Raw genomic sequence first — 20,522 nt, forward strand, 5'->3', positions numbered from 1 at the left:
CTGCTTAATCCAACCTATTGTATTATAATAGTTGAAAAAGTTGGTTTAAAGATTCAGGAGTAAGGATTAATGCCAGCTAAAGACTTCTATCACGATATAGTAACAAATGCTTTGATTAAGGATGGATGGATGATTACTAATGACCCCTATATTTTGAGTATTGGAAAAAGAGATTTGTTTGTTGATTTGGGAGCTGACAAATTACTTTCTGCTGAAAAGGGTTTGAAAAAAATTGCTGTGGAGATTAAAAGTTTTACTAGCTTATAGCTAGTGAACGACTTAGAAAAAGCATGAGTTCATTAATGGATAATTGATAATGGATAATTGATAATTACCTCTGGTTAAAACCATTCTTGATTGAATATAAAGAAATATCCTAGGACTTTTTTTTTTCCTTAAAATGGTCGGCTTTAAACCAGAATTATTTAATTATTAATTATTAATTATTAATTATTCGGTAAATATATTTTATACTACGATATTATACAAGATATTGAACCGGAGCGGTTACTATATTTAGCGATTACAGAAAGTATTTTAGAGGAGTTTTTTACCGAATAATTAAGGTTTAAAGCCTTTCCTTATAAAGGAGAAAAAAGAAAAAATTTTCCCTACCACGTCAATCCTATTATTTTCAAGGAGAGGTAATTGTTAATTATTAATTATTAATTATTAATTTTTGAATGAACCTATTGGTCAAATATTATTAAAAAATCAAAGGCTGAGTTTAATAACTTTTGATGCAAAACAGGAGGTTATTTGTGAATAGATACCATAAATAATTATCATCAAATTATTACTAAAATTTTGGGAGAATATGCTAATTTACCCTATGCTCACGGTAACTTAGAACGAAAGTTTATTGTTGGTGAAGACCACAAAAACTATTTATTATTAAAAGTAGGATATTTAAAAGGAAAAAGAGTTCATGCTTCTGTGGTTCACTTGGAAATTATTAATGAGAAAATCTGGATTCACGAAGATGGATTAGAAGATGGAATTGCGTCAGATTTACTTATGGCAGGTATTCCTAAAAATAAAATTGTATTAGGTTTTCATCCACCGGAAGTGCGACATTTGACAGAATTTGCAGTGAATTAATGGTAGAAGGAAGAAGCAAGAAACAAGAAGCAAGAAGGAAGAAATTAATATTGAAAAAAAGGAAAAAATGATAGAGATAACTATCTAATATCAAATCCGGTAGCATCGGTGTAATTAGATAGTTAATTTAGGAGTCAGGAGTCAGTCCTCAGGAGTCAGGAGAAAAGAGAATTTAGAAAGATTTGCTCTTTAGGTGAAGATGAAAATTTTTTTATACCGAATTAAGCGGATTTGATATAAAATCAACTGGAATCTCTATTTGTCAGCATATCCGATCAACTTTTTGTAGCATTCTTTTTTCACCCTTGGTATAACAGGGAATGAATAAATAAACCTTTGAATACTTTGACCGAATAATTAATAATTAAATAATTATGGTTTAAATACTCCCATTTTATACCAAGTTGAAAAAGAATATGTTTGAATAATAAGTGAGATAAAAATATTTCGCAAGAAATTTTCCTTTGACAAAAAAGAGAGTTTACTACCTAAAAACTGGTATTGAAGCAATTCCCATGTGACTCTGTCCTCCTGACTCCTAAGAAATATCCTAGCTATTTGTAGCAAAAATTTATCAAATTGGTATTAAGGGGAAAAAAAGAAATAACATTTCCTTATATTCAATTCCGTAACGGTTTTAACCAGAGGTCATTATCAATTATCCATTATCAATTATCCATTAATAAATGAAGAAATACAGACTTTTCGTACAGCTATTTCTTTCTGTTTTTTTTGATTGGTTGATTAATAATACTAACGTATTTGCCTCTGAATAAAGAGAATTTGGGTGATATTAAAGCTCAAAAGTTGTGTAATATCATGTCCGGATAATCAACGATCAAAAAACCTTCTCCCTTTGAAGTTTTCCTTTCCTTCTGCCTTCTGCCTTCTGCCTTCTTTTAATCACACTTAACTAAATTACCAGCAGAAACAAACCCAGATAGAGGAGAAGTAATTTCTACCCACCTACGTTTTTCTCCATTTCGGTCGGGAATTAAACGATAATTTTCCACAAGGGTAAGCTGACTATCAACAGGTACTTTTCCTTTATATTCGGAGCGTCTAGTAGCATTTGTCCGTACTGCTAAACCCCGTGGTGCTTTTTTACTATCAATTTGACGACATAAATTTCGATCTACTTGTGATGTAGACTCTGTAGGAGATGGTGTTTCTGTAGGCAAATTATCAACAGAATTATTTTGGGTGGAAGGTTCCGTTGAAGTTTCTGTCGCTACTTCAGAACATTCTATTAAATTATTTTCATTGCCTGGAAAACCTCTAGAAACAAACCCCGAAATAGGAGCAGTAATTTCTACCCAAGTTCGACCTGCTGGACCTCTAATATTGCGATAACCTTCTATTAATTTTACTTGTTGATTTGCATTTACTGTACCTACTGTGGGAGAGTTTGGAGTTGGTCTTTTTTGAACGATTAAACCTTGTTCGTCATTAACTTGACGACATAAACTAGCCGTTTCTTGAGATATTTGAGCTATTTTAATAGTTGTAGCGATCGCTCTTTTGGGAACACCGAGGGCGATCGTTAATATTAATGTTAGCAATGCCACTGGTTGACGCATATTTTTGTCAAAATTTAAAAGTCAAAAAAAGTTGATGTAGTTTATCAAATAAATATTAAATCCAGTAGTGGACTGTTTCACCTAAAATAGTGCGTTAGAATTGTCATTGCGAACGACAGTGAAGCAATCTCTAGTGGATTTCCTATTGCAACATTTAATTTGCTTGCTCTAGTCCCCCAATTTTGGGGGATTTAGGGGGTTTGGATATAGCAAATTTCTCAGACAACCTCTAATGCGGATTAGTTGAAAACTTTTGGTAGGAATTTCCCCCTAAACTTCACTTCAAAAATTATTGGACTGATAACTGATAACTGATAACTGATAACTGATAACTGATAACTGGAATTTGCCCCCCTAGCCCCCCAACTTTGGGGGGAACAAGAGTCTATTTGCTTGCTCTAGTCCCCCAATTTTGGGGGATTCAGGGGGCAATGCCGATCACTATTTAAAACTGCTGCAAAAAACGTAAGTCGCTGGCATAAACTCGCCGAATATCATCTATTTGGTGCAAAACCATGGCAAATCTTTCTACGCCAAAACCGGCGGCAAAACCTGTATATTTCTCTGGGTCATAACCTACTGCTTCTAATACGTTGGGGTCTACCATTCCACATCCTAATACTTCTAACCATTTGCCATTCCACTGCAAATCTACTTCTGCTGAGGGTTCGGTGAATGGGAAATAGCTGGCACGGAAACGAATGGGTAGGTCTCCAAACATTTGTCTGAGGAATTCTTTGATGGTTCCTTTGAGGTCTGAAAATCTTAGTCCTTCGTCTACTGCTAATAGTTCTAGTTGATGGAATACTGCTGCGTGGGTGGCATCTACTGTGTCCCGTCGATAAACACGACCGGGAGCTATGACTCGGATAGGGGGTTCGTGGTTTTTCATGTAACGGATCTGGACTGAGGAGGTATGGGTCCGCATTAAGTTACCGTCTGGTAGGTAGAAGGTATCTTGCATATCTCTAGCAGGGTGGTCTGGTGGTGTGTTTAAGGCTTCAAAGTTGTAGTAGTCGGTTTCCATTTCTGGACCTGTGGCCACTGTGTAGCCTAAGCCAATGAATATGTCTAGGGCACTGTCTATGAGGTTATTGAGGGGATGGATTTTTCCTTGGGGACGATATACTCCTGGCATGGATACATCGAGGGTTTCGCCTTGGAGTTTGGCTGCTATTTCTGCTGTTTTGAGGTTTGTCCGCTTTTGGTCTAGGTTGCTCTGGATGGCTTGTTTGACTTGGTTGGCGATCGCTCCTACTTTTGGTCGTTCTTCTGGGCTGAGTTTGCCCATGGCTCCGAGGATTTTTGATACTTGGCCTTTTTTGCCTAGGTAGTTAATTCTTAGTTCTTCTAATTTTTCTAGGTTTTCTGTTGTGGCGATCGCTTCTGTTGCTGTTTGGCGTAGTTCTGTTAGTTGGGTTTCTATTTCTGTCATTTGGGTTGCCATGGTTTGTTATTTTGTTTGTGCTTTACTGTAGAATCTTTTTTAGTTGAATAAATAGTCATGCGTAGGGGCGAGTGACACCCAATATAAGTATTTTATCTGATTTTTTATTAAAGTTCAACCCGATTTTTGAGTCGGTCGGGCTTTTTTGGGTGCTTCTCAGGATGTCTTTGGTAGGGGTGTTAGCGATAGTATGGTTTGTTATTTTTGTTTGTGCTTTACTGTAGAATCTTTTTTAGTTGAATAAATAGTCATGCGTAGGGGCGAGTGACACCCAATATAAGTATTTTATCTGATTTTTTATTAAAGTTCAACCCGATTTTTGAGTCGGCCGGGCTTTTTTTTCGGGTGCTTGGCAGGATGAAGTCTATCAAGGCGCTAACCTCGGTTTAGGAAAGTAAAAAGACAATAACAATAAAAATCAGCAGAAAAATAGTTTCAATCCCTAAGTAGGGATTTGGTTTGGGAAAGCTCTATAAAAAACTCTAGATGGGAAAGGTAAGGAAAAGTTTCAATCCCTAAGTAGGGATTTGGTTTGGGAAAGTTTTTTCAAGCATTGGAACTATGTTGTTAGCTGGTGTTTCAATCCCTAAGTAGGGATTTGGTTTGGGAAAGGTAACCGGAGAAGTATTGGGACAACAGGTAGAGTTATGGTTTCAATCCCTAAGTAGGGATTTGGTTTGGGAAAGACTATCATGCCTCTATTTGAAGATCAGGACACTTGGTTTCAATCCCTAAGTAGGGATTTGGTTTGGGAAAGTTGAACCCAAGGTCTTAAACCGGGTGAAGCAATTATGTGCGTTTCAATCCCTAAGTAGGGATTTGGTTTGGGAAAGAAAACAGTTTGCAATGATATACGAAGTGCCCGAAGTGTTTCAATCCCTAAGCAGGGATTTGGTTTGGGAAAGTTATGAACAGTCAAATTATAACCGTAACCTACCTGTTTCAATCCCTAAGTAGGGATTTGGTTTGGGAAAAACTCCAGTAATGTCACTTCAACAGATGACATTGTTTTGACATCTCCAGGGGTTGAAACACCCTGGATTCTGTGGGAAATCCACCCCCATTTGGGATAAATCCACATTTGCTTCAAGCCTGAAGGGCAGACTTCTAAACTCCTCGGCGTAAATCAAAAATTTAGCTGTGGGCTTACTTTTTTTATAGCTTTCACGAGTGGTTTTACTCAATATATTGGAGCAATCTTCTCGCTGTCCTAGCTGCCTGCTTGCTTTTCCTGGGTCATGCTACGCAAACAGCCGTCGTAGGAAATCAATTCCCCGTCTCCTGTCCACCGGAATTTCACCGCAAAGCGCGGTCTTGTCATAGCGACAAACCTTGTTCTTACTTGCTATTTCTAGTATAGCAGAATTTTACTCCGGGTTAAAACCCGCGTGTCGTTATTCTGCCAGCCGTTAAAACGGGCGCTGCGTACTTCCTTCCGACGCTTTTTATGTTTCAATCCCTAAGTAGGGATTTGGTTTAGGAAAGAGCTACGATCTAGAAGCACGACACAGCAAGGGTTCCAGCCCCCAATATACACGCTCCTTTGATTAAAATGTCAACAAGGAAAATTTTGCCAAAATGACAAGGCTCAAACCCTTACTATACAAGGCACATACACGGGTCAACGAGATAATCAGGGTTTTGCTAACGCAAAGCTTCGCTAACAGCGATTCTCGGAGGCGCGTATGTGGGGTACCATGCAAAGATGAAAAACCATCTTTTAACAACTCAATCCACATAATAATTAACCTAAAGAATATTACTATTCATTTGTCGAGGTTCTTTATACCTTTGCTCATAACTCCTACCAACAAAATTTGTCAATGAAATTTTTCGTAGCTTTATCAAGATTTATCTAAAATCTAAAATAATTAGTCCCAAATGACTCCACTCTTCAACTTTCCGTCATAAAATTGTGTGTGGCGAATATAGCACTATAAGAATTGGGCGCGGACATTTTTCAATCCTAAAACCCTTTTACAGTTTGCTATTTTCTATTCCCTATTCCCTGTTCCCTATTCCCTAGCGCCTAGCGCTATAATTCTTGCTTCAATATTTTTTATTTTTCAAAAATGAAACTATTAATAAGTAACGACGATGGCATTTTTGCAGAAGGTATCCGGAGTTTGGCTAATGGTTTAGCAGCAGTAGGCCATGAAGTTTTTGTAGTTTGTCCTGACAAAGAACGTTCAGCCACGGGTCATGGTTTAACATTACATCAACCTATTCGGGCGGAAATAGTCAAGTCTATTTTTGATGATACCGTCACCGCTTGGGCCTGCTCTGGGACTCCTGCCGACTGTGTAAAACTAGCTTTATTTGCCTTACTAGAAACTCAGCCAGATTTAGTATTAGCAGGAATTAATCATGGTCCGAATTTAGGAACAGATATTTTATATTCCGGAACAGTTTCTGCTGCCATGGAAGGAGTTGTGGAAAACATTCCTAGTATTGCTTTTAGTCTTGGTAGTTATACCTCTAGAAATTTTGAAGTTGCTGTAAATTTTGCTCAAGATTTGGTGAAAAAAATTGAAAATGAACCTTTAGCTAATGTAATGTTGCTAAATGTAAATATTCCGGCAGTTAAAGAAACAGAAATAGCAGGAGTACAAATTACCCGTCAAGGAGTTCGTCACTATATAGATATATTTGAAAAACGGGTCGATCCACGAGGCAAAACTTATTATTGGTTAGCTGGAGAGCTACAGGAAGATGTGGAAGAAACCAATGACCGCTCCTCAGTAGAAAAGTTATCAACAGATGTCCAGGCAATGCGTGAAAAATATATTACGATTACCCCCTTGCAATACAATTTTACCTATGGTAAACAACTAGGCTATCTCCAAAAATGGAAGATTGATAATTTTCGTCAATAGGTGACTTTTATGCAGTAGAAATTAAGGCTAAACTATAAAAGAATAGGCAAGATAATCAAAATTGCAGATCAAAAAAACTCATCTAGGTGAGTAGTGAAAAATTTCGTTGATTGAATAAAAATAAGTATGAGCGCTCCCACATCTAAGAGTCATTATGTTACCTGCCCAATTTGTAATCGCTCCAGTGCCGCACGACCACTAGAAGTATTTAATGGGCTATTTACTTGTCCATATTGTCATTCTCATCTGGTAATTAGTTGGAGTGGCCATTATGTCAGAGACCCTCTGGTTCTCCAACAGCTAGATCTTGGACAAATGCTGAGGAGGCAAAGTAGACCTTTGGCAAGATTACGTCGCGATTTGAGCAGGCAGTATTTACCTATAGTTGTGGTGATCGGGAGTGTCATATTGTTTGGAGGGGCGATCGCTTCTCTAAGTAAGTTTGATTTTCAATTGGGTATATTTGATGGAGTCTTAGAGTCGGTGCAAGAAAAAGAACTGTTGAATAATCAAAATAGTCAGTAGTTATTGATTTATACTATTTCTTTGATTGAAGAAGGAAGAAGTGTATGGGGACTTAAACCCCAATCAATTATCAATACTGTGTAGACGGGGGGTATTAAACCCAAAAGAATAAGATAAACCACGGTTTTTCAAGTAATTCTAAAGTATTTGATAATTCCTGATTGCCGATTTATGATTGCCAAAATATTTTGTGTTCTACTCAAATGAATTGTGTTTTAAGGAGTCAATAAAGTTTATTTGAGGAGTTAATATACTTATGTTAGAAGAAAGTGAAATTGTATATGAAGTTTTACAGGAAAAAGACCTAGAACAAACAATTAATTGTTTGGTTGATGTATTTCCTAGTGCAGAACCTATTTCAAGGGCACTTAAACTTACTCCTAGTGAGTTTTATCCTTTTGCTGAGATGGTTTGCCAAAAAGCTGTGGCAGAAGGATTATCTCATATTGCTAAAGATTCTGTTACTTCTGAAATTGCTGGGTTTATTATTTCAGAGAGTTTATCAAAGGAGTCGTATGAAGAAATAGATCAAAGTATTCCTCAAAATTTTGAGGTGGTTTTCCAATTTTTAAGAGAACTAAATGAGCAGTACGAGATTAAGAAAAAAGTCGTTAATAGCAATATATTTCATGTCTTTTTATTGGGAGCGAGAGAACAATATAGGGGTAGAAAGATTAGTAATAAATTAGTTGAAAATAATCTTAAGATGGCAGCTCAAGCAGGATTTTCTAAAGCAATAGTAGAAGCTAGTGGAAAGATATCGCAGCACATTTGTCGGAAGTATGGGTTTGAGGATAGAGCTTCTCTAGATTATCAGACTTATGAATATAAAGGAGTCAAAGTATTTGAGGGAATAAAGGAGCATGAAAGCTGTATTTTGATGGAAAAAGTTTTCGGCGTTGGTGAAGCGCGTGTATGATATTAATCAATTTTATTTGGGACTCAGGAGTCAGGAGTCAGGAGTCAGGAGGAAAGAAAGAAGAAGAAAGAGTTGTAGAAGGAGAAAGTTTTTTGTTCACGCTCTTATTCGGAGAGGATATCATACCAAATTGATAAATATTTGCTACAAATAGCTAGGATATTTCTTAGGAGTCAGGAGTCGTATGGGAATGGCTTCAATACCATTTTTCATATGGGAAATAATTTTTTTTGTCGAAGGGAATATCCTTTCAACAATTAATAATTAGGGCTTACTGATCTAATCTAAAAGTATTTACAGATAAAGTTTTTAGGCTTTTTGGGGTCGAAAAAAGTGCCTAGTTTTTAGCTATTCATTCTCAAAAAGTTAGTATTTTAGGAACATAGTTGGGCAGAAAAATCATTCTGACAATTCTTGCTCCTGCCTCCTCGCTCATCCCCATTTATCCTGTCTCCTGTCTCCTACCCTCACCCATAAGACTTTTTCAGCAAACCCTAATTAATTATTAATTATTACCTCTCCTTGAAAACGTATAGGATTGACTAAAAGGATTTTTTTTCTTTTTTCTCCTTAAAAGGAGAGGCTTTAAACCTTAATTATTCGGTAAAGTATTTTTATTTCTCTTACTATTCATAACATTCTTTTTTCAAATTGATATCATATCAAATCCGTTGGCTTGGGAGTAATATAATTCTGTTGATCGTCATACAATGTGTAAGGGCGAATGGCCATTCGCCCCTACAGTTCTTTAATACTGAATAACACCGATGCTACCGGATTTGATGTCATGCCTCTTTTTACCAACGCTAAGTTTTCTAATAAATATAGGGGTGGAAAATAAATAATAATTTTATCTTTTTATTTTGGGTTTAATTCCTCACCGTCAACGGGGGTGTTTACAATTGATTTAAATTTGAGTCCCCATTCATTTATTCTTCCTTCTTCAATATTTTTCAAATTTCAATTTTGCTTTCTCTTGTGACTAATGCCCACCCTTTGACAGTCTTCAAAACTTTCAGATTTTCTAGGGTAAGGTTATTCAAATTTGATGCTTGAACTAATAGATATGGTTGAGAGTGACTTTGCCATTGTTGTTGAATTTTTTGTGGTCCGACACGCTTGATGAGGCGATCGCTATAAAAATTTAAAGAGGGACGGTCTTTGGTATCGAAGGAGTAAATTATCTGACCGGGGGGTGTATATTTCTGAATCATTTCTCCGACTGGTTTGACTGGATAGTCTTCTTGTAATTCCCAGATCCAATGGGGGGAATTAACAAAGAGCAGGAGTGAAAGATATGTTCCCCAAATTAAGATTGGCAAAAACTGACGGTCTTGTTGGTTTAATAATATGGTTGCTATTGTCATTGTCAAGGCAATAGTTATTGAGATTAACCGTAAATATAAATCTGGTTTTGTCTGATTTTCCTCTCCCAGATGAAAAATACCGCTGAAGTAAAGCCAAGCAACCCAAGTTAGTAAGGCGAGGAGTGCAAAAATGGCTACTACTAGACGGTGATAAATAGTGGGGATACCTTTAGGATGTTTTTTACTCTCACCTTGAGTATGAGGATATTGATAAATTGGAAACCGAAAGTATCCCAAATCTACTGGAAATTGATGCCAAATTTCTGTCAGATAAGTACCGACTGCTAGAGCAAAAGCAGGATAAATAGGTAATACATACCAGGGGAGTTTGGTATTCATCAGGGAAATAGCTAATAAATATATTCCGCTCCAGACCAAGACTAATTTTCCCCAACTGAGATTCCGATTTTTCCAACTCAGATATAGTCCGGGAAACCAGAAAAGCTGCCAGGGGAAAGTATATTCTAGAATTTCTAATAAGTAATACCAAATAGGTCCATGGTGACTACCTACGGGTTGCCAAATACGTTTGAGAGATTGATGAAAAAAGTTGGCATGGAAAAATTCTATTCCGTAATGGAAAAATTGAGCTGTGTACCACAGAAATACTGGGAGCATTCCGAGTAGGATACCGCCCCAAAAATATTTACAACGTAATAGTCGGGGAGTATCCCATAAGAGAAAGAAAAAAGCGATCGCTCCTAATAGTAATCCTAAAATTATTCCTTTTGTTAGGGAAAGTAGTGCAAAACTCAGACCAATAGCTAGAGAATAACGGAGGTTACGACGCGATCGTAATACGCACCAAATCATTAGTAGAAAAAAACAAAGTACTGCCCCATCTAACATTGCTAAACGTCCATGTCGCACGACTGGCAATAAAGTTAAGTAGACTAAAGCAGAGAAAATTGCGGGGGTGCGGGGGCGAAATAATTCTCTAGCAATACTATAAATTAAGGGTACAGAAAATGTTGTGAATAAAGCAGGGAATAAACGTGCAGTTAATTCATTTACTCCGGCGATATTGTAGACAAAAGCGATCGACCAATGTACTAATGGTGGTTTATTCAAATAGGGAGTATCGTTGATAGTGGGGTAAACCCAATTCCAATTTTTTCTGGTTATTTCTCTAGCTACTTGAGCGACTATTCCTTCATCCCAGTCTCGCAAAGGTAATGTGCCTAAGTTAGTAGAAAATAGTAATAACGCTGCTAATAATAAGCTGGCAATTATAAGTAAATCTATATGGGGATTTTTGTTGGTGAAAATTTTATTAAACATTTATTCAATGAAAAAGTCAAAATTAGAAGAACAATAACAATAATGATTACTGAAAATTAGAGCAGATTTTTTTATCTCCTTAAAATGGAAAGTTTGAGACCTTATTTTTTGACCGCTATCCTAAACTATAAATAATTTTCAATATTTAATGTCTAAACTTCACAAACCAAGAGTAATAAATTTGAGTTATTTGTCCAAAAAAGCCAATAGGTAATTCTGTAGTTTCCCTTGATTTAGTAATTAACAAGGAAAACTGTACTCTCAAAAAATATAGTATAGTAAATTATATCAATCATTGGATTGTACAATAGTTAATATCAAATAGACTACCAGAAAAAATCTAGTATATAAAATAGCTTGATGTAGTCTTGAATTTGTGGAACAATAATAAAATTATCGCCGTTTACCTCTATTTTATTGCCAATAATTATTTACCAGTATTAGGAGCAGAAAATATATGAATAAAATCAAAAAAATATATTACAAAAAAAACGATATTTACTCAAATAATATTTGAGTAAATTTTACTGTTTTTACTATTTCCTATATCGACTAATTTATTCGGTTATTTAGTTGTTATCGCTGGATTTATTATGACTAATATTTTAGTAATTAAAACTTGATTTTTTCCGAAAAAATGGGTATTTTTATTAAGGATATTGGCGTTTATCTGTTTTTTTTATCATGGCATTTACTTCAGCAATAATTCAATTATCATTGAAATCACCGAATAATTAAGGTTTAAAGCCTCTCATGAGCAAGGAGAAACAGCGGTGGAGGGATGGCTCCGAAACCTGCGCCATATCCAATCGACTCCTGTGAAGAAAAAATTTTTATGATTAGTCAATCCTCTTCTTTTCAAGGAGAGGTAATAATTAATAATTAATAATTAATAATTAATTGTTGAAAACCTTATTAACCTACCTATCTTATTCTGGCTTTATATGTCTATCGATTATCGCTATAGGAAGTCATATTTTCACTAAAACCAGAGTCGATGCTGATGTAATTAATGGAGGAATTTCCATCTTCTTACTTTTAGGATTTTTATGGTTTAGCTTATATAATAGAGTTGTTGGGAATTAAGCTAAAAAAATGGCTAAAACCTTTATTAGTCAACGTTTATAGTGTTTTTTAACCCTCCAATCCTGAAAATCTTATATCGTAAGCTTTTGAGGCTTTTGAATTTTTATTTCCCAACAACTCTAATGTTATCTTAGCAATCGATCCAGGAGCATTTCAAAGTTCATCATTATTAGATGCGGAAAGTGATTATCAACTTTTTTACTACAGTTTTACAACATTAACAACTTTAGACTATGAAGATATTCTACCCATTAATAAATTTGCTATTACCGAAAAATTGTAGTTTAAAGCCTCCCCTTTTAAGGGGATAATAAAAAAAATTTTTCATTATTAGTCAATCCTCTCCTTGAAAAGAAGAGGTAATTATTCATTATTCATTATTCATTATTCATTATTAATTGTTGAACTTAGCTATTTCAGAAGCGATTGTAGGTTTAATGTATCCTGCTGTTTTTATTTCTAGATTAGTTGACCTCTATACTGCTAAATTAAAAGGCGATCGCCACGAAAGCGAACAATAGACATGTCCAGAAAAGAGGGAATAGGGAATAGGGAATAGGTCTGGAGGGGGAAAGAATTGATTATTTCTGTACCATAATTGATTGTATAGCGCTGTGCGCAGGCAACAGGCAACAGGCAACAGGCAACAGGCAACCCACCCCTCGCCCCTCCCCCTCCCAGGAGGAGAATAAATTGCTGATAATATAAGACTTTTAGCTATTTTGCCCCTCCTGCAATTTGTAAATATACCAGCGCTCATTCCTATATTTTTTATTGTTGGAGATGTCTAATAGTTTGAGGAGAAAGATAAACAAATTTTTCTATGGCAATGAACCTGCTTTTCTGAGGAGAAAGTGCTACAAAAAATCAAATAATGGTTAAATATTTGGTAGTCCTGTAGATGTAGTTATTTAGGGTAGAGATAGGGAACAGGGAACAGGGAACAGGGAACAGAGAATAAAAAGGCAAAAAGATAACTGTATTTCACTAATTTGAGAAATGCTATACTAGCAGAATTATGTGAATAAAATTTAGTAGTACTGTTAAAGATAGTGATTTTCTAAAAAAACGGTGTTTACAATTGGTTTTGTTTTGAGTTCCTATCCATTTTTTCCTTCTTCCTTCTTCCTTTTTCCCTCTTCCTTCTTCCTTCTTCAAATCAATTAAATTAATATGAACTTACCTGTAATTTTAGATATTGCCATTGGTTTAATTTTTATTTATCTTATTTTTAGTTTACTAGCTAGTGAAATCCAGTCAATTTTGACAATAATTTTGCAATGGCGAGCCACTCATTTAAAAAAATCAATTGAAGAGTTAATTGCGGGTGAACCTTATCTCAGCAAAAATAATTCTAAATCTAGTACAGAAATTGAAAAAGTGCAAAAACTAGCTAATTCTCTATATGAAAATCAATTAATTAAAAACCTTAACTATAGTGGTAGCAAAGGTCCATTAGAAAGAGGATTTCGGAGAATAATTCAGATCCTTGGTAATTTAAGTCGGGCTGTGACTGGAATTAATAATGTTTTTGATGCAGAAAAAACTGCTCCTTCTTATATTCCGTCAGATACATTTGCTGCTAGCTTAATTGACACTTTGAAACTTCAAGAATTAATGCAAATTATTAGTGAGAATAAATTAAGAAATTTTACCGATAATATTTTGGTAAATATCAAGAAAATATTAGAAAATTTGAATATAGAAGATACAAGTAAACAGAGAAATCTTCAGGCTGAATTTGATAATTTGCATCAAGAGTTGAATCAAAATATTCAGGATTATAAAAATAATTTGGCAAATCTTGATTTAACATTAAATAGAACTTTAAATAAGCTAGATTTATACACAGAAAAATCTCTAAAACATTTGCCAGACATAGCTTACCTAGAATTTAGTAGCCAAATAAATGTAGTCAAACAAGTATTAACAAATCCCCATGAAAGAAAAGTTTTAGTAACTGAAATGGAAGCAAGCTTCTCTAATTTATTGAAGTTTTTGAGAGAGATAATGGAAATAGGAAAAGTTGTTCAAGCAGATTTACAAAGTAATAATGGGAAAATTCACCAAAAAGTTATTGATATGATTGAATTATTGCCTGAATCTTTACAACAAAGTTTATATATTTTAGCAAAACAAGCGACAACAAAAATTTCAGCAACAGGTAATGCCTTATATCAGTTTCAGAAAGAAATTGAGAGATGGTTCGATAGTGGAATGGAAAGAGCAGCTGGTGTTTATAAGCGTAATGCTAGAGGAGTTGCTTTTTTGATTGGTATTACTATTGCTATAGTTGCTAATATTGATACATTAAATATGGTTGATAATTTATCAAAAGATTCTTTGATGCGGGCAACAATTAATAGATATTCCCAGGAATTAATCAATAATAATTCTAATCCAAGTGAGTTAGAAATAGGGGATATTCAAAATCAGGTAAATGCAGCATTAGACAATTTAGAATTACCTATTGGTTGGGGTCAAAAACAAACAAATAAAGCCTCAATTAGTCAATCAATTAGTTATTTAGAAGGATTAAAAAAAGTATTGGGTTGGCTAATTAGTGGCATAGCTATATCTATGGGAGCGGATTTCTGGTTTAATTTATTAAAAAAGATTTATAGCATTAAAAAATAGGATTACCGAATAATTAATAATTAATAATTAAGAGTTGATAGTTGATAGTTGATAGTTGATAGTTAATAATTATTCATTCAACAATTCACGCCTTGAAGCCTCCCCTTTTAAGGGGATAAAAGCGGTCGATTGGATATGGCTCCGAAACCTGCGCCATATCCAAGCGACCAAGAGAATAAAAAAAAATCCTTTTAGTCAATCCTATCCATTTTAAGAAGAGGTAATTATTAATTGTTAATTCTTAATTGCTGAACTTTATTGTTGAGCAGGGGAGTAGGGGAGTAGGGGAGCATGGAACGTCTATCACAATTTATTTATTTTTCGGAGATGTCTAATTTATATCATGTCCGAATTTTTACTTCTTCCTTCCTCCCTCTTCCTTCTTCCATAACACAACTAAAAAATAAAAATAATTTGTAAATGCCAATCTAAATCTTGACGAATAATTTCTATCCTACTAATAAATTCGCGTAAGTAAAATCTCCTTTCTGACTCAGATAAATCCCACCAAAATTGGGTTATGCAAACTGCTTTAGCAGTCTCTAATAAATTGACTGGAGGTAACTGGTTAAGTTGACTTTGTAATTGAGAAATTTCTGTCCTAATTTTGTAGGTACGGAGTTCAGCAGTTTCTTGGTCAAGAATGCCATTTTCTGTGAGATTTGGTAGCTGCAAAAGAATATCTTGCTTATCAGAAATATCCTGTTTAATTTGACTCTTAATTCCATCCATATTTGGCATTTCTAAAGCAGCGATCGCCGATGGTAAATCTCGACAAATTATTTCTATAGTTTGTTCCAAAATTTGTTGATAAGCTAAAGCTTTACATTTGGGTTTGCGGGAACAACTTTTGGGACGCAAATAGAGATATTCTTTTTCTTTGCGAAAAGTAGTCACTTTCGCCGTAATCATTGGAGACTGACATTCTGTGCAGACAACTAAACCTGCTAGAGAATGGGGAGCGCTGGCAGTGCGCGGTGGCATTCGGCGGTTGCGTCGGAGCAAACGTTCGACTTGAGCAGCTTCTTCTCTGGAAATTATGGGAAGATGAGTATTAGAGATGACTTCATTATTTTGATATTGTAAGTCACCGCGATAAACGGGGTTGGTTAACCAACGTCGTCCAGTGGTAACGGAGATTTTTTTGCCGTATTTTTTCTGAATATGGCGCACAGCACCGCGCAATGAGGCAAACAGAAGGAAGTTTTCAAAGAAGTCTTTGACAATGGGAGCAGCACTTCTGTCCAGAGTGTAACGGTCTTTACCTCGGCGATATCCGTAGGGTGCTTTACCTGGTGGGGGTATGGCTTTGATGCGGTTGCGAGCGTGAGCAGTGCGAATTTTGCGACTGTGTTGGTTTTGGCGTATTTGGTTGAGGAGTCTGAGTAGGTCTATTTTGCTTGGCGAGGTGTTGTTTGGTAAGTTGGGATTGATGTTGATATCTGAGTCGAGAGGAATAATTTGGATATTGAGAGATTGGAGTTTTGTGAGGCGATCGCATACTTCTTCTACAGAGTCTCCTAATTCTTCAAGTTTACGAATTAAGAGATAATTAACTGCTTGAGTTTGGCAGTCGAGTAGGAGTTGTTGGAGTTGTTGGCGATCGCCTAAGTCGTGATAAATTTGGTCAACTTCCCACCCCCAAGTTGTCGGGTCTGGGGCAGTTTCAAATAGGGGGTTTGTATATGAATAGGCAATAATTCTCACAAGTTATCTTATTGTTGACTTAATTCTATAATATTACCATCTGGGTCTTGAGTAAATAATGCAGCTCTACCGGAAGCGCTCATTTGAATAGGGCAATTATTGGCTAATAGTTGTGATTTTGCAGTATCTATATCAACTACAGAAAATGCTAAATGTCGGTTCCTACCTAATTTTTCTGAGTTAACTAGATCGGGGATTACTTCCGATACTATCAGATGTATTTGGAAGTTGCCAACTTGATACCAAGTACCGGGAAAATTAAGGGAGCGGTCTACTTTTGGGAGTTTGAGAATTTGACCATAGAAATGTTCGGCTTTTTCGAGGTCTGAAACTAATAGAGCAGTATGAAGGGGTTGAGTTATTTGCATAGTTTATATTATGGATAAGTAGTTGGCTATTTATTAATTTTTACATCTATATAATACACTTATTTACAGCACTTTTTAGGAAGCGTGAGGTACAGTTTTAAAATTAATCTTTTTTTCCCTACTCCCTACTCCCTAAAGTCCTAAAATTTTGTACCTCATGAACTCCAAAACTGCTGTAATTGAGAGAGCAAATCTATTTACTGATAGTGGAATAGATATAGCAGTAGAAACAAAGGGTACGGATATATCAAAAGCTTAAAATTCAGACAACGTGAATTTTTTCCTTCTTCCTTCTTGCTTTTTCCTTCTGCTATAAATATTGATGGAAACTCTTAACAAAAAAAGCACAGGAATTAACACCTATGTCTTTAGTATGAGAAAAAATTTATGCGTAAGTCCTAACAATGTTGATATAGCAATGAGCGCTGGTATATTTACAAATTGCAGGAGAGGCCAAAGAGCTAAAAGTCTTATTTTATCGGCAATTTATTCCCCCAGATGAGCTGTTGCCTTCCGGAGCTGTTGCCTGCGCACAGCGCTATAACTTGCCGCTCCCAATTAAGTAGAAATGAGATATTACTACTATTTTTTGATGTTGTTGGTAGGACTTGCCGACATACAGAAATTCTATCTGCACTGACTCTAATCATCATTGAGTGCAAAAAAGCCTCCTAGTATTCTTAAAAATATCTAAAGTTTTTGAGACAAAAGACTACCAAGAGGTAGAAAGGTTATATTCACAACAAAGTGAGGAAAAAATTTATGGTAACAGCTACAAGACCAGAACAACAGGTTAAAGTCGGTCCCACCAAACTATTAATTAATAACGAGTGGGTAGAAAGTACTTCCGGCAAACGCTTTGAAACAATTAACCCGGCAACAGGAGAAGTTATTTGTGACGTTGCGGAAGCAGATGCACCTGATGTAGACAAAGCTGTAATAGCAGCTCGCAAAGCATTTACCAGTGGCGACTGGCCGAAAATGTCTGCTACCGAGCGAGGCAAACTCCTCTACAAATTAGCAGATTTGATGGAACAAAATATAGAAGAGTTGGCAAGACTGGAAACCCTAGATAATGGTAAGCCACTCAATGACTCTCTCAATGCAGACTTACGTTTATCCATCGCCTGTTATCGCTATTATGCTGGTTGGGCAGATAAAGTTCAAGGCAAAACTATCCCTATCAATGGTTCCTACTTTTGCTACACCCGCCACGAACCAGTGGGAGTAGTCGGTCAAATCATTCCTTGGAACTTCCCTCTATTGATGCAAGCTTGGAAACTTGCCCCAGCATTGGCAACAGGTAACACATTAGTAATGAAAACGGCCGAACAAACACCATTGTCAGCCTTCCGAGTCGGCGAGTTAGCGATCGAAGCTGGTTTTCCTCCTGGTGTAATAAATATTTTGTCTGGTTATGGCCCAACTGCTGGTGCTGCCATTTCCCACCATCACGATATTGATAAAGTTGCCTTCACTGGTTCCACAGAAGTAGGTCATTTAATCATGGAAGCTGCTGCCAAGAGTAACTTAAAACGGGTGACTTTGGAACTCGGTGGCAAGAGTCCGAATATTGTGTTTGCGGATGCAGATATGGATGCTGCTATTGAAGGGGCACATTTTGGTTTATTCTTTAACCAAGGTCAGTGTTGCAATGCGGGTTCTCGTTTATTTGTGGAAGAGAAATGTTATGACGAGTTTGTTGCCAAAAGTGTAGAGCGGGCAAAACGTCGGATGGTGGGCGACCCATTTGCCACTAGAACTGAACAGGGACCCCAGGTAGATGAAGAACAGTTTAATAAGGTGATGAGCTATATTGAGTCTGGTCAACAGGATGGTGCCCAGATGTTATGTGGTGGAGCAAGAGTTGGCGATCGCGGTTATTTTATTGCACCTACTGTATTTGCTGACGTGCAGGATGGGATGAAGATTGCCAGAGAAGAAATTTTTGGTCCGGTGATGAGTATCATTAAGTTTAAGGATATTGATGAACTGGTGCAACGGGCGAATGATACGATATATGGTCTGGCTGCAGGAGTGTGGACGCGGGATATAGGTAAGGCTCATGCTGTGGCTCATGCTGTTCGTGCTGGTACAGTTTGGATAAATTGTTATCATGTGTTTGATGCTGCTGCACCGTTTGGTGGTTTTAAGCAGTCTGGTATTGGTCGGGAGTTAGGTGAGTATGGTTTACAGCAATATACAGAGACTAAGACTGTGACTGTGAAGATGTAGTTGATGATTAATTATTACTACTAGACATCTCCGAAAATAGGACGTTCCATGGAACGTCCCTACAAAAATATTTGGGGCTATCAATAGTATTAAAATAATTGTTATCAACTGGTTATTATAGGTTATTAATAACAGGCACAGAAATTAACAGCTTTCAATGATTCTTTTTGCTGTTTTCTATCCCAATTTTTTTCTAAATTAAAATATACTTTTAGCTTTTCTTTTCTCAAAGAAGGTGGTAAGTCTTTTTGTAGAAAGAAAATTCTTTTACCCTCATCGGTAATTATAAAACCATGAGATTTATCTTGGGGTAAGTAATTAATCATTCCACTTTCTTGAGGCAGATCGGAATAAGCCTGTTTTTTCCAGTCTTTTTGACATAATTTAAGTAGGTAATTAATATTTTTACTTTCAAGTTCAACAGTCTTTTGAGATTTTTCTAATTCTTGGTATATTTTATACTCTAACTCTTGTAAATTTTGCTTAATTTTCCATCCTTCCTGTTCGCGAATAGCCTTAGATAGTTCAATATTTCTGACAGCTATTTCTATATTTCCTGTATCTAAACTTAGTTGAGCAATATTCATGTATAGAGTAACTTTTGTTTTATATTCTCCTGATGCTAAAGCAGCACGACAACTAAAACTAATTGCTGGATATAGTTGATTTAAACTGGAATAAAAATTTGCTAAATCTTGCAATATATACCATTCTGTTCTTTGGGTTAAAATTATCTTTTCTAATTCATTAATAGCTTGTTTTACTTTTCCTTGATATCCTAAAGCTAAAGCAGCCCAACGATAAAAATGAATTTCTTTTGGATATAATTTGATAGCTTCTAATGCCCATAGACGAGCTTCTTTCCATAATTCTAATTCTATTAAACTTTTGACTTTAGCAAACAACCATTGTTCTTGTTTAGATTTTCCTTTGCCATTAATTGTAGTTTTATCTAGATTTTTTGGATCTAATTTATCACACCATTCTGATACAATTTCCCATTGATTTTTTTGTTTTGCTAATTTAACCACAGCCATAACTGTTAATTCTTTAGGCAATTTATCTGGTTGAAGTCTTAAAATATTGATAGCTGGTTCTATCAACTTATTTATATCTTCTTCCTCTGAAAAATTCTTAATATGCTTGTCATAATAAGCCCAAATCAATTCATTTTTAATATAATTGTTATCGGGAAATTGTTCCTTAGCTTTTTTTCCTTGTCTGATGGCAGCACCAGGATGTCCTGCTTTCCGCAAACAACATAAATAACGACTTGCAGCATAGCTATTATTTTCTTCTTCCCAAAATTTACGAAAAATTTTGCCTGCTTCGGGAAAGTTTTGCTGTTTTAATAGTTGTTCAGCTTGTTCAATTAGATGGTTAGACATTATTT

The 20,522-nt window shown here is 35.8% G+C and carries 14 protein-coding genes and 1 CRISPR repeat array; of the genes, 8 read left to right on the top strand and 6 right to left on the bottom strand.

Annotated features, from left to right (window positions below; all coding sequences use genetic code 11):
* Positions 1-69 precede the first annotated feature (69 nt).
* The 3 genes from F6K23_RS05745 (at position 70) to F6K23_RS05750 (ending at position 1,101) form a co-directional block, all read left to right on the top strand.
* The gene (locus F6K23_RS05745; protein WP_293151828.1) at positions 70-267 is read left to right on the top strand and encodes an element excision factor XisH family protein; all 198 of its coding nucleotides are present in this window, start codon (positions 70-72) and stop codon (positions 265-267) included.
* 198 nt (positions 268-465) lie between these two features.
* Positions 466-561, top strand: a complete 96-nt coding sequence (locus F6K23_RS41520) for a hypothetical protein (protein ID WP_367267637.1) — start codon at positions 466-468, stop codon at positions 559-561.
* A gap of 213 nt (positions 562-774) precedes the next feature.
* Positions 775-1,101: a XisI protein gene (locus F6K23_RS05750; protein ID WP_293152019.1), complete on the top strand. Its 327-nt coding sequence runs from the start codon at positions 775-777 to the stop codon at positions 1,099-1,101.
* An 899-nt stretch (positions 1,102-2,000) separates the two neighbouring features.
* On the opposite strand, the gene F6K23_RS05755 is transcribed toward F6K23_RS05750, so the two are convergent.
* Complete coding sequence (locus F6K23_RS05755; RefSeq protein WP_293151831.1) at positions 2,001-2,681, bottom strand: SH3 domain-containing protein; 681 nt, start codon at positions 2,679-2,681, stop codon at positions 2,001-2,003.
* 445 nt (positions 2,682-3,126) lie between these two features.
* On the bottom strand, positions 3,127-4,128 hold the full coding sequence (gene pheS / locus F6K23_RS05760; RefSeq protein ID WP_293151834.1) for a phenylalanine--tRNA ligase subunit alpha: 1,002 nt from the start codon (positions 4,126-4,128) through the stop codon (positions 3,127-3,129).
* Positions 4,129-4,560: 432 nt separating this feature from the next.
* A CRISPR array of direct repeats spans positions 4,561-5,103; the repeat unit is 36 nt; unit sequence GTTTCAATCCCTAAGTAGGGATTTGGTTTGGGAAAG.
* Between the two features lie 1,097 nt (positions 5,104-6,200).
* Between pheS and surE the strand changes: the two genes are divergently transcribed.
* The 3 genes from surE to F6K23_RS05775 all read left to right on the top strand — a co-directional run bounded on the left by surE (position 6,201) and on the right by F6K23_RS05775 (position 8,448).
* Positions 6,201-7,004 (top strand): 5'/3'-nucleotidase SurE, encoded by an 804-nt coding sequence (surE, locus tag F6K23_RS05765; RefSeq protein ID WP_293151837.1) that lies wholly within the window; start codon positions 6,201-6,203, stop codon positions 7,002-7,004.
* 126 nt (positions 7,005-7,130) lie between these two features.
* On the top strand, positions 7,131-7,529 hold the full coding sequence (locus F6K23_RS05770) for a hypothetical protein (protein WP_293151840.1): 399 nt from the start codon (positions 7,131-7,133) through the stop codon (positions 7,527-7,529).
* A gap of 256 nt (positions 7,530-7,785) precedes the next feature.
* Entirely contained in the window at positions 7,786-8,448 is a 663-nt protein-coding gene (locus F6K23_RS05775) for a hypothetical protein (protein WP_293151843.1), read from the top strand.
* A gap of 953 nt (positions 8,449-9,401) precedes the next feature.
* Here the strand turns inward: F6K23_RS05775 and F6K23_RS05780 are convergent.
* Positions 9,402-11,096 carry a glycosyltransferase family 39 protein gene (locus F6K23_RS05780; protein ID WP_293151846.1) on the bottom strand — a complete coding sequence of 565 codons (1,695 nt, stop codon included), beginning with the start codon at positions 11,094-11,096 and terminating at the stop codon, positions 9,402-9,404.
* A gap of 2,259 nt (positions 11,097-13,355) precedes the next feature.
* Here F6K23_RS05780 and F6K23_RS05785 point away from each other — a divergent pair.
* Positions 13,356-14,819, top strand: a complete 1,464-nt coding sequence (locus tag F6K23_RS05785; RefSeq protein WP_293151849.1) for a hypothetical protein — start codon at positions 13,356-13,358, stop codon at positions 14,817-14,819.
* A gap of 396 nt (positions 14,820-15,215) precedes the next feature.
* Here the strand turns inward: F6K23_RS05785 and F6K23_RS05790 are convergent, their stop codons facing one another.
* Together F6K23_RS05790 and F6K23_RS05795 are read right to left on the bottom strand one after the other, a co-directional pair.
* Positions 15,216-16,526 carry a recombinase family protein gene (locus F6K23_RS05790; RefSeq protein ID WP_293151852.1) on the bottom strand — a complete coding sequence of 437 codons (1,311 nt, stop codon included), beginning with the start codon at positions 16,524-16,526 and terminating at the stop codon, positions 15,216-15,218.
* Positions 16,527-16,534: 8 nt separating this feature from the next.
* On the bottom strand, positions 16,535-16,894 hold the full coding sequence (locus tag F6K23_RS05795; RefSeq protein ID WP_293151855.1) for a VOC family protein: 360 nt from the start codon (positions 16,892-16,894) through the stop codon (positions 16,535-16,537).
* A 762-nt stretch (positions 16,895-17,656) separates the two neighbouring features.
* Between F6K23_RS05795 and F6K23_RS05800 the strand changes: the two genes are divergently transcribed.
* Positions 17,657-19,129 carry an aldehyde dehydrogenase family protein gene (locus F6K23_RS05800; protein ID WP_293151858.1) on the top strand — a complete coding sequence of 491 codons (1,473 nt, stop codon included), beginning with the start codon at positions 17,657-17,659 and terminating at the stop codon, positions 19,127-19,129.
* A 125-nt stretch (positions 19,130-19,254) separates the two neighbouring features.
* Here F6K23_RS05800 and F6K23_RS05805 read toward each other — a convergent pair whose 3' ends face one another.
* Positions 19,255-20,517: a DUF7017 domain-containing protein gene (locus tag F6K23_RS05805; protein WP_293151861.1), complete on the bottom strand. Its 1,263-nt coding sequence runs from the start codon at positions 20,515-20,517 to the stop codon at positions 19,255-19,257.
* Between the last annotated feature and the right edge of the window lie 5 nt (positions 20,518-20,522).

The sequence above is a fragment of the Okeania sp. SIO2C9 genome, from assembly GCF_010672455.1.
Taxonomy (GTDB): domain Bacteria; phylum Cyanobacteriota; class Cyanobacteriia; order Cyanobacteriales; family Microcoleaceae; genus Okeania.

What these genes read in the sequence shown, in the direction of transcription:
- F6K23_RS05745 (WP_293151828.1), top strand. Translation starts at nt 70, where the DNA reads ATGCCAGCTAAAGACTTCTATCACGATATAGTAACAAATGCTTTGATT.
- F6K23_RS05755 (WP_293151831.1), bottom strand. Translation starts at nt 2,681, where the DNA reads ATGCGTCAACCAGTGGCATTGCTAACATTAATATTAACGATCGCCCTC.
- pheS (WP_293151834.1), bottom strand. Translation starts at nt 4,128, where the DNA reads ATGGCAACCCAAATGACAGAAATAGAAACCCAACTAACAGAACTACGC.
- surE (WP_293151837.1), top strand. Translation starts at nt 6,201, where the DNA reads ATGAAACTATTAATAAGTAACGACGATGGCATTTTTGCAGAAGGTATC.
- F6K23_RS05770 (WP_293151840.1), top strand. Translation starts at nt 7,131, where the DNA reads ATGAGCGCTCCCACATCTAAGAGTCATTATGTTACCTGCCCAATTTGT.
- F6K23_RS05775 (WP_293151843.1), top strand. Translation starts at nt 7,786, where the DNA reads ATGTTAGAAGAAAGTGAAATTGTATATGAAGTTTTACAGGAAAAAGAC.
- F6K23_RS05780 (WP_293151846.1), bottom strand. Translation starts at nt 11,096, where the DNA reads ATGTTTAATAAAATTTTCACCAACAAAAATCCCCATATAGATTTACTT.
- F6K23_RS05785 (WP_293151849.1), top strand. Translation starts at nt 13,356, where the DNA reads ATGAACTTACCTGTAATTTTAGATATTGCCATTGGTTTAATTTTTATT.
- F6K23_RS05795 (WP_293151855.1), bottom strand. Translation starts at nt 16,894, where the DNA reads ATGCAAATAACTCAACCCCTTCATACTGCTCTATTAGTTTCAGACCTC.
- F6K23_RS05800 (WP_293151858.1), top strand. Translation starts at nt 17,657, where the DNA reads ATGGTAACAGCTACAAGACCAGAACAACAGGTTAAAGTCGGTCCCACC.
- F6K23_RS05805 (WP_293151861.1), bottom strand. Translation starts at nt 20,517, where the DNA reads ATGTCTAACCATCTAATTGAACAAGCTGAACAACTATTAAAACAGCAA.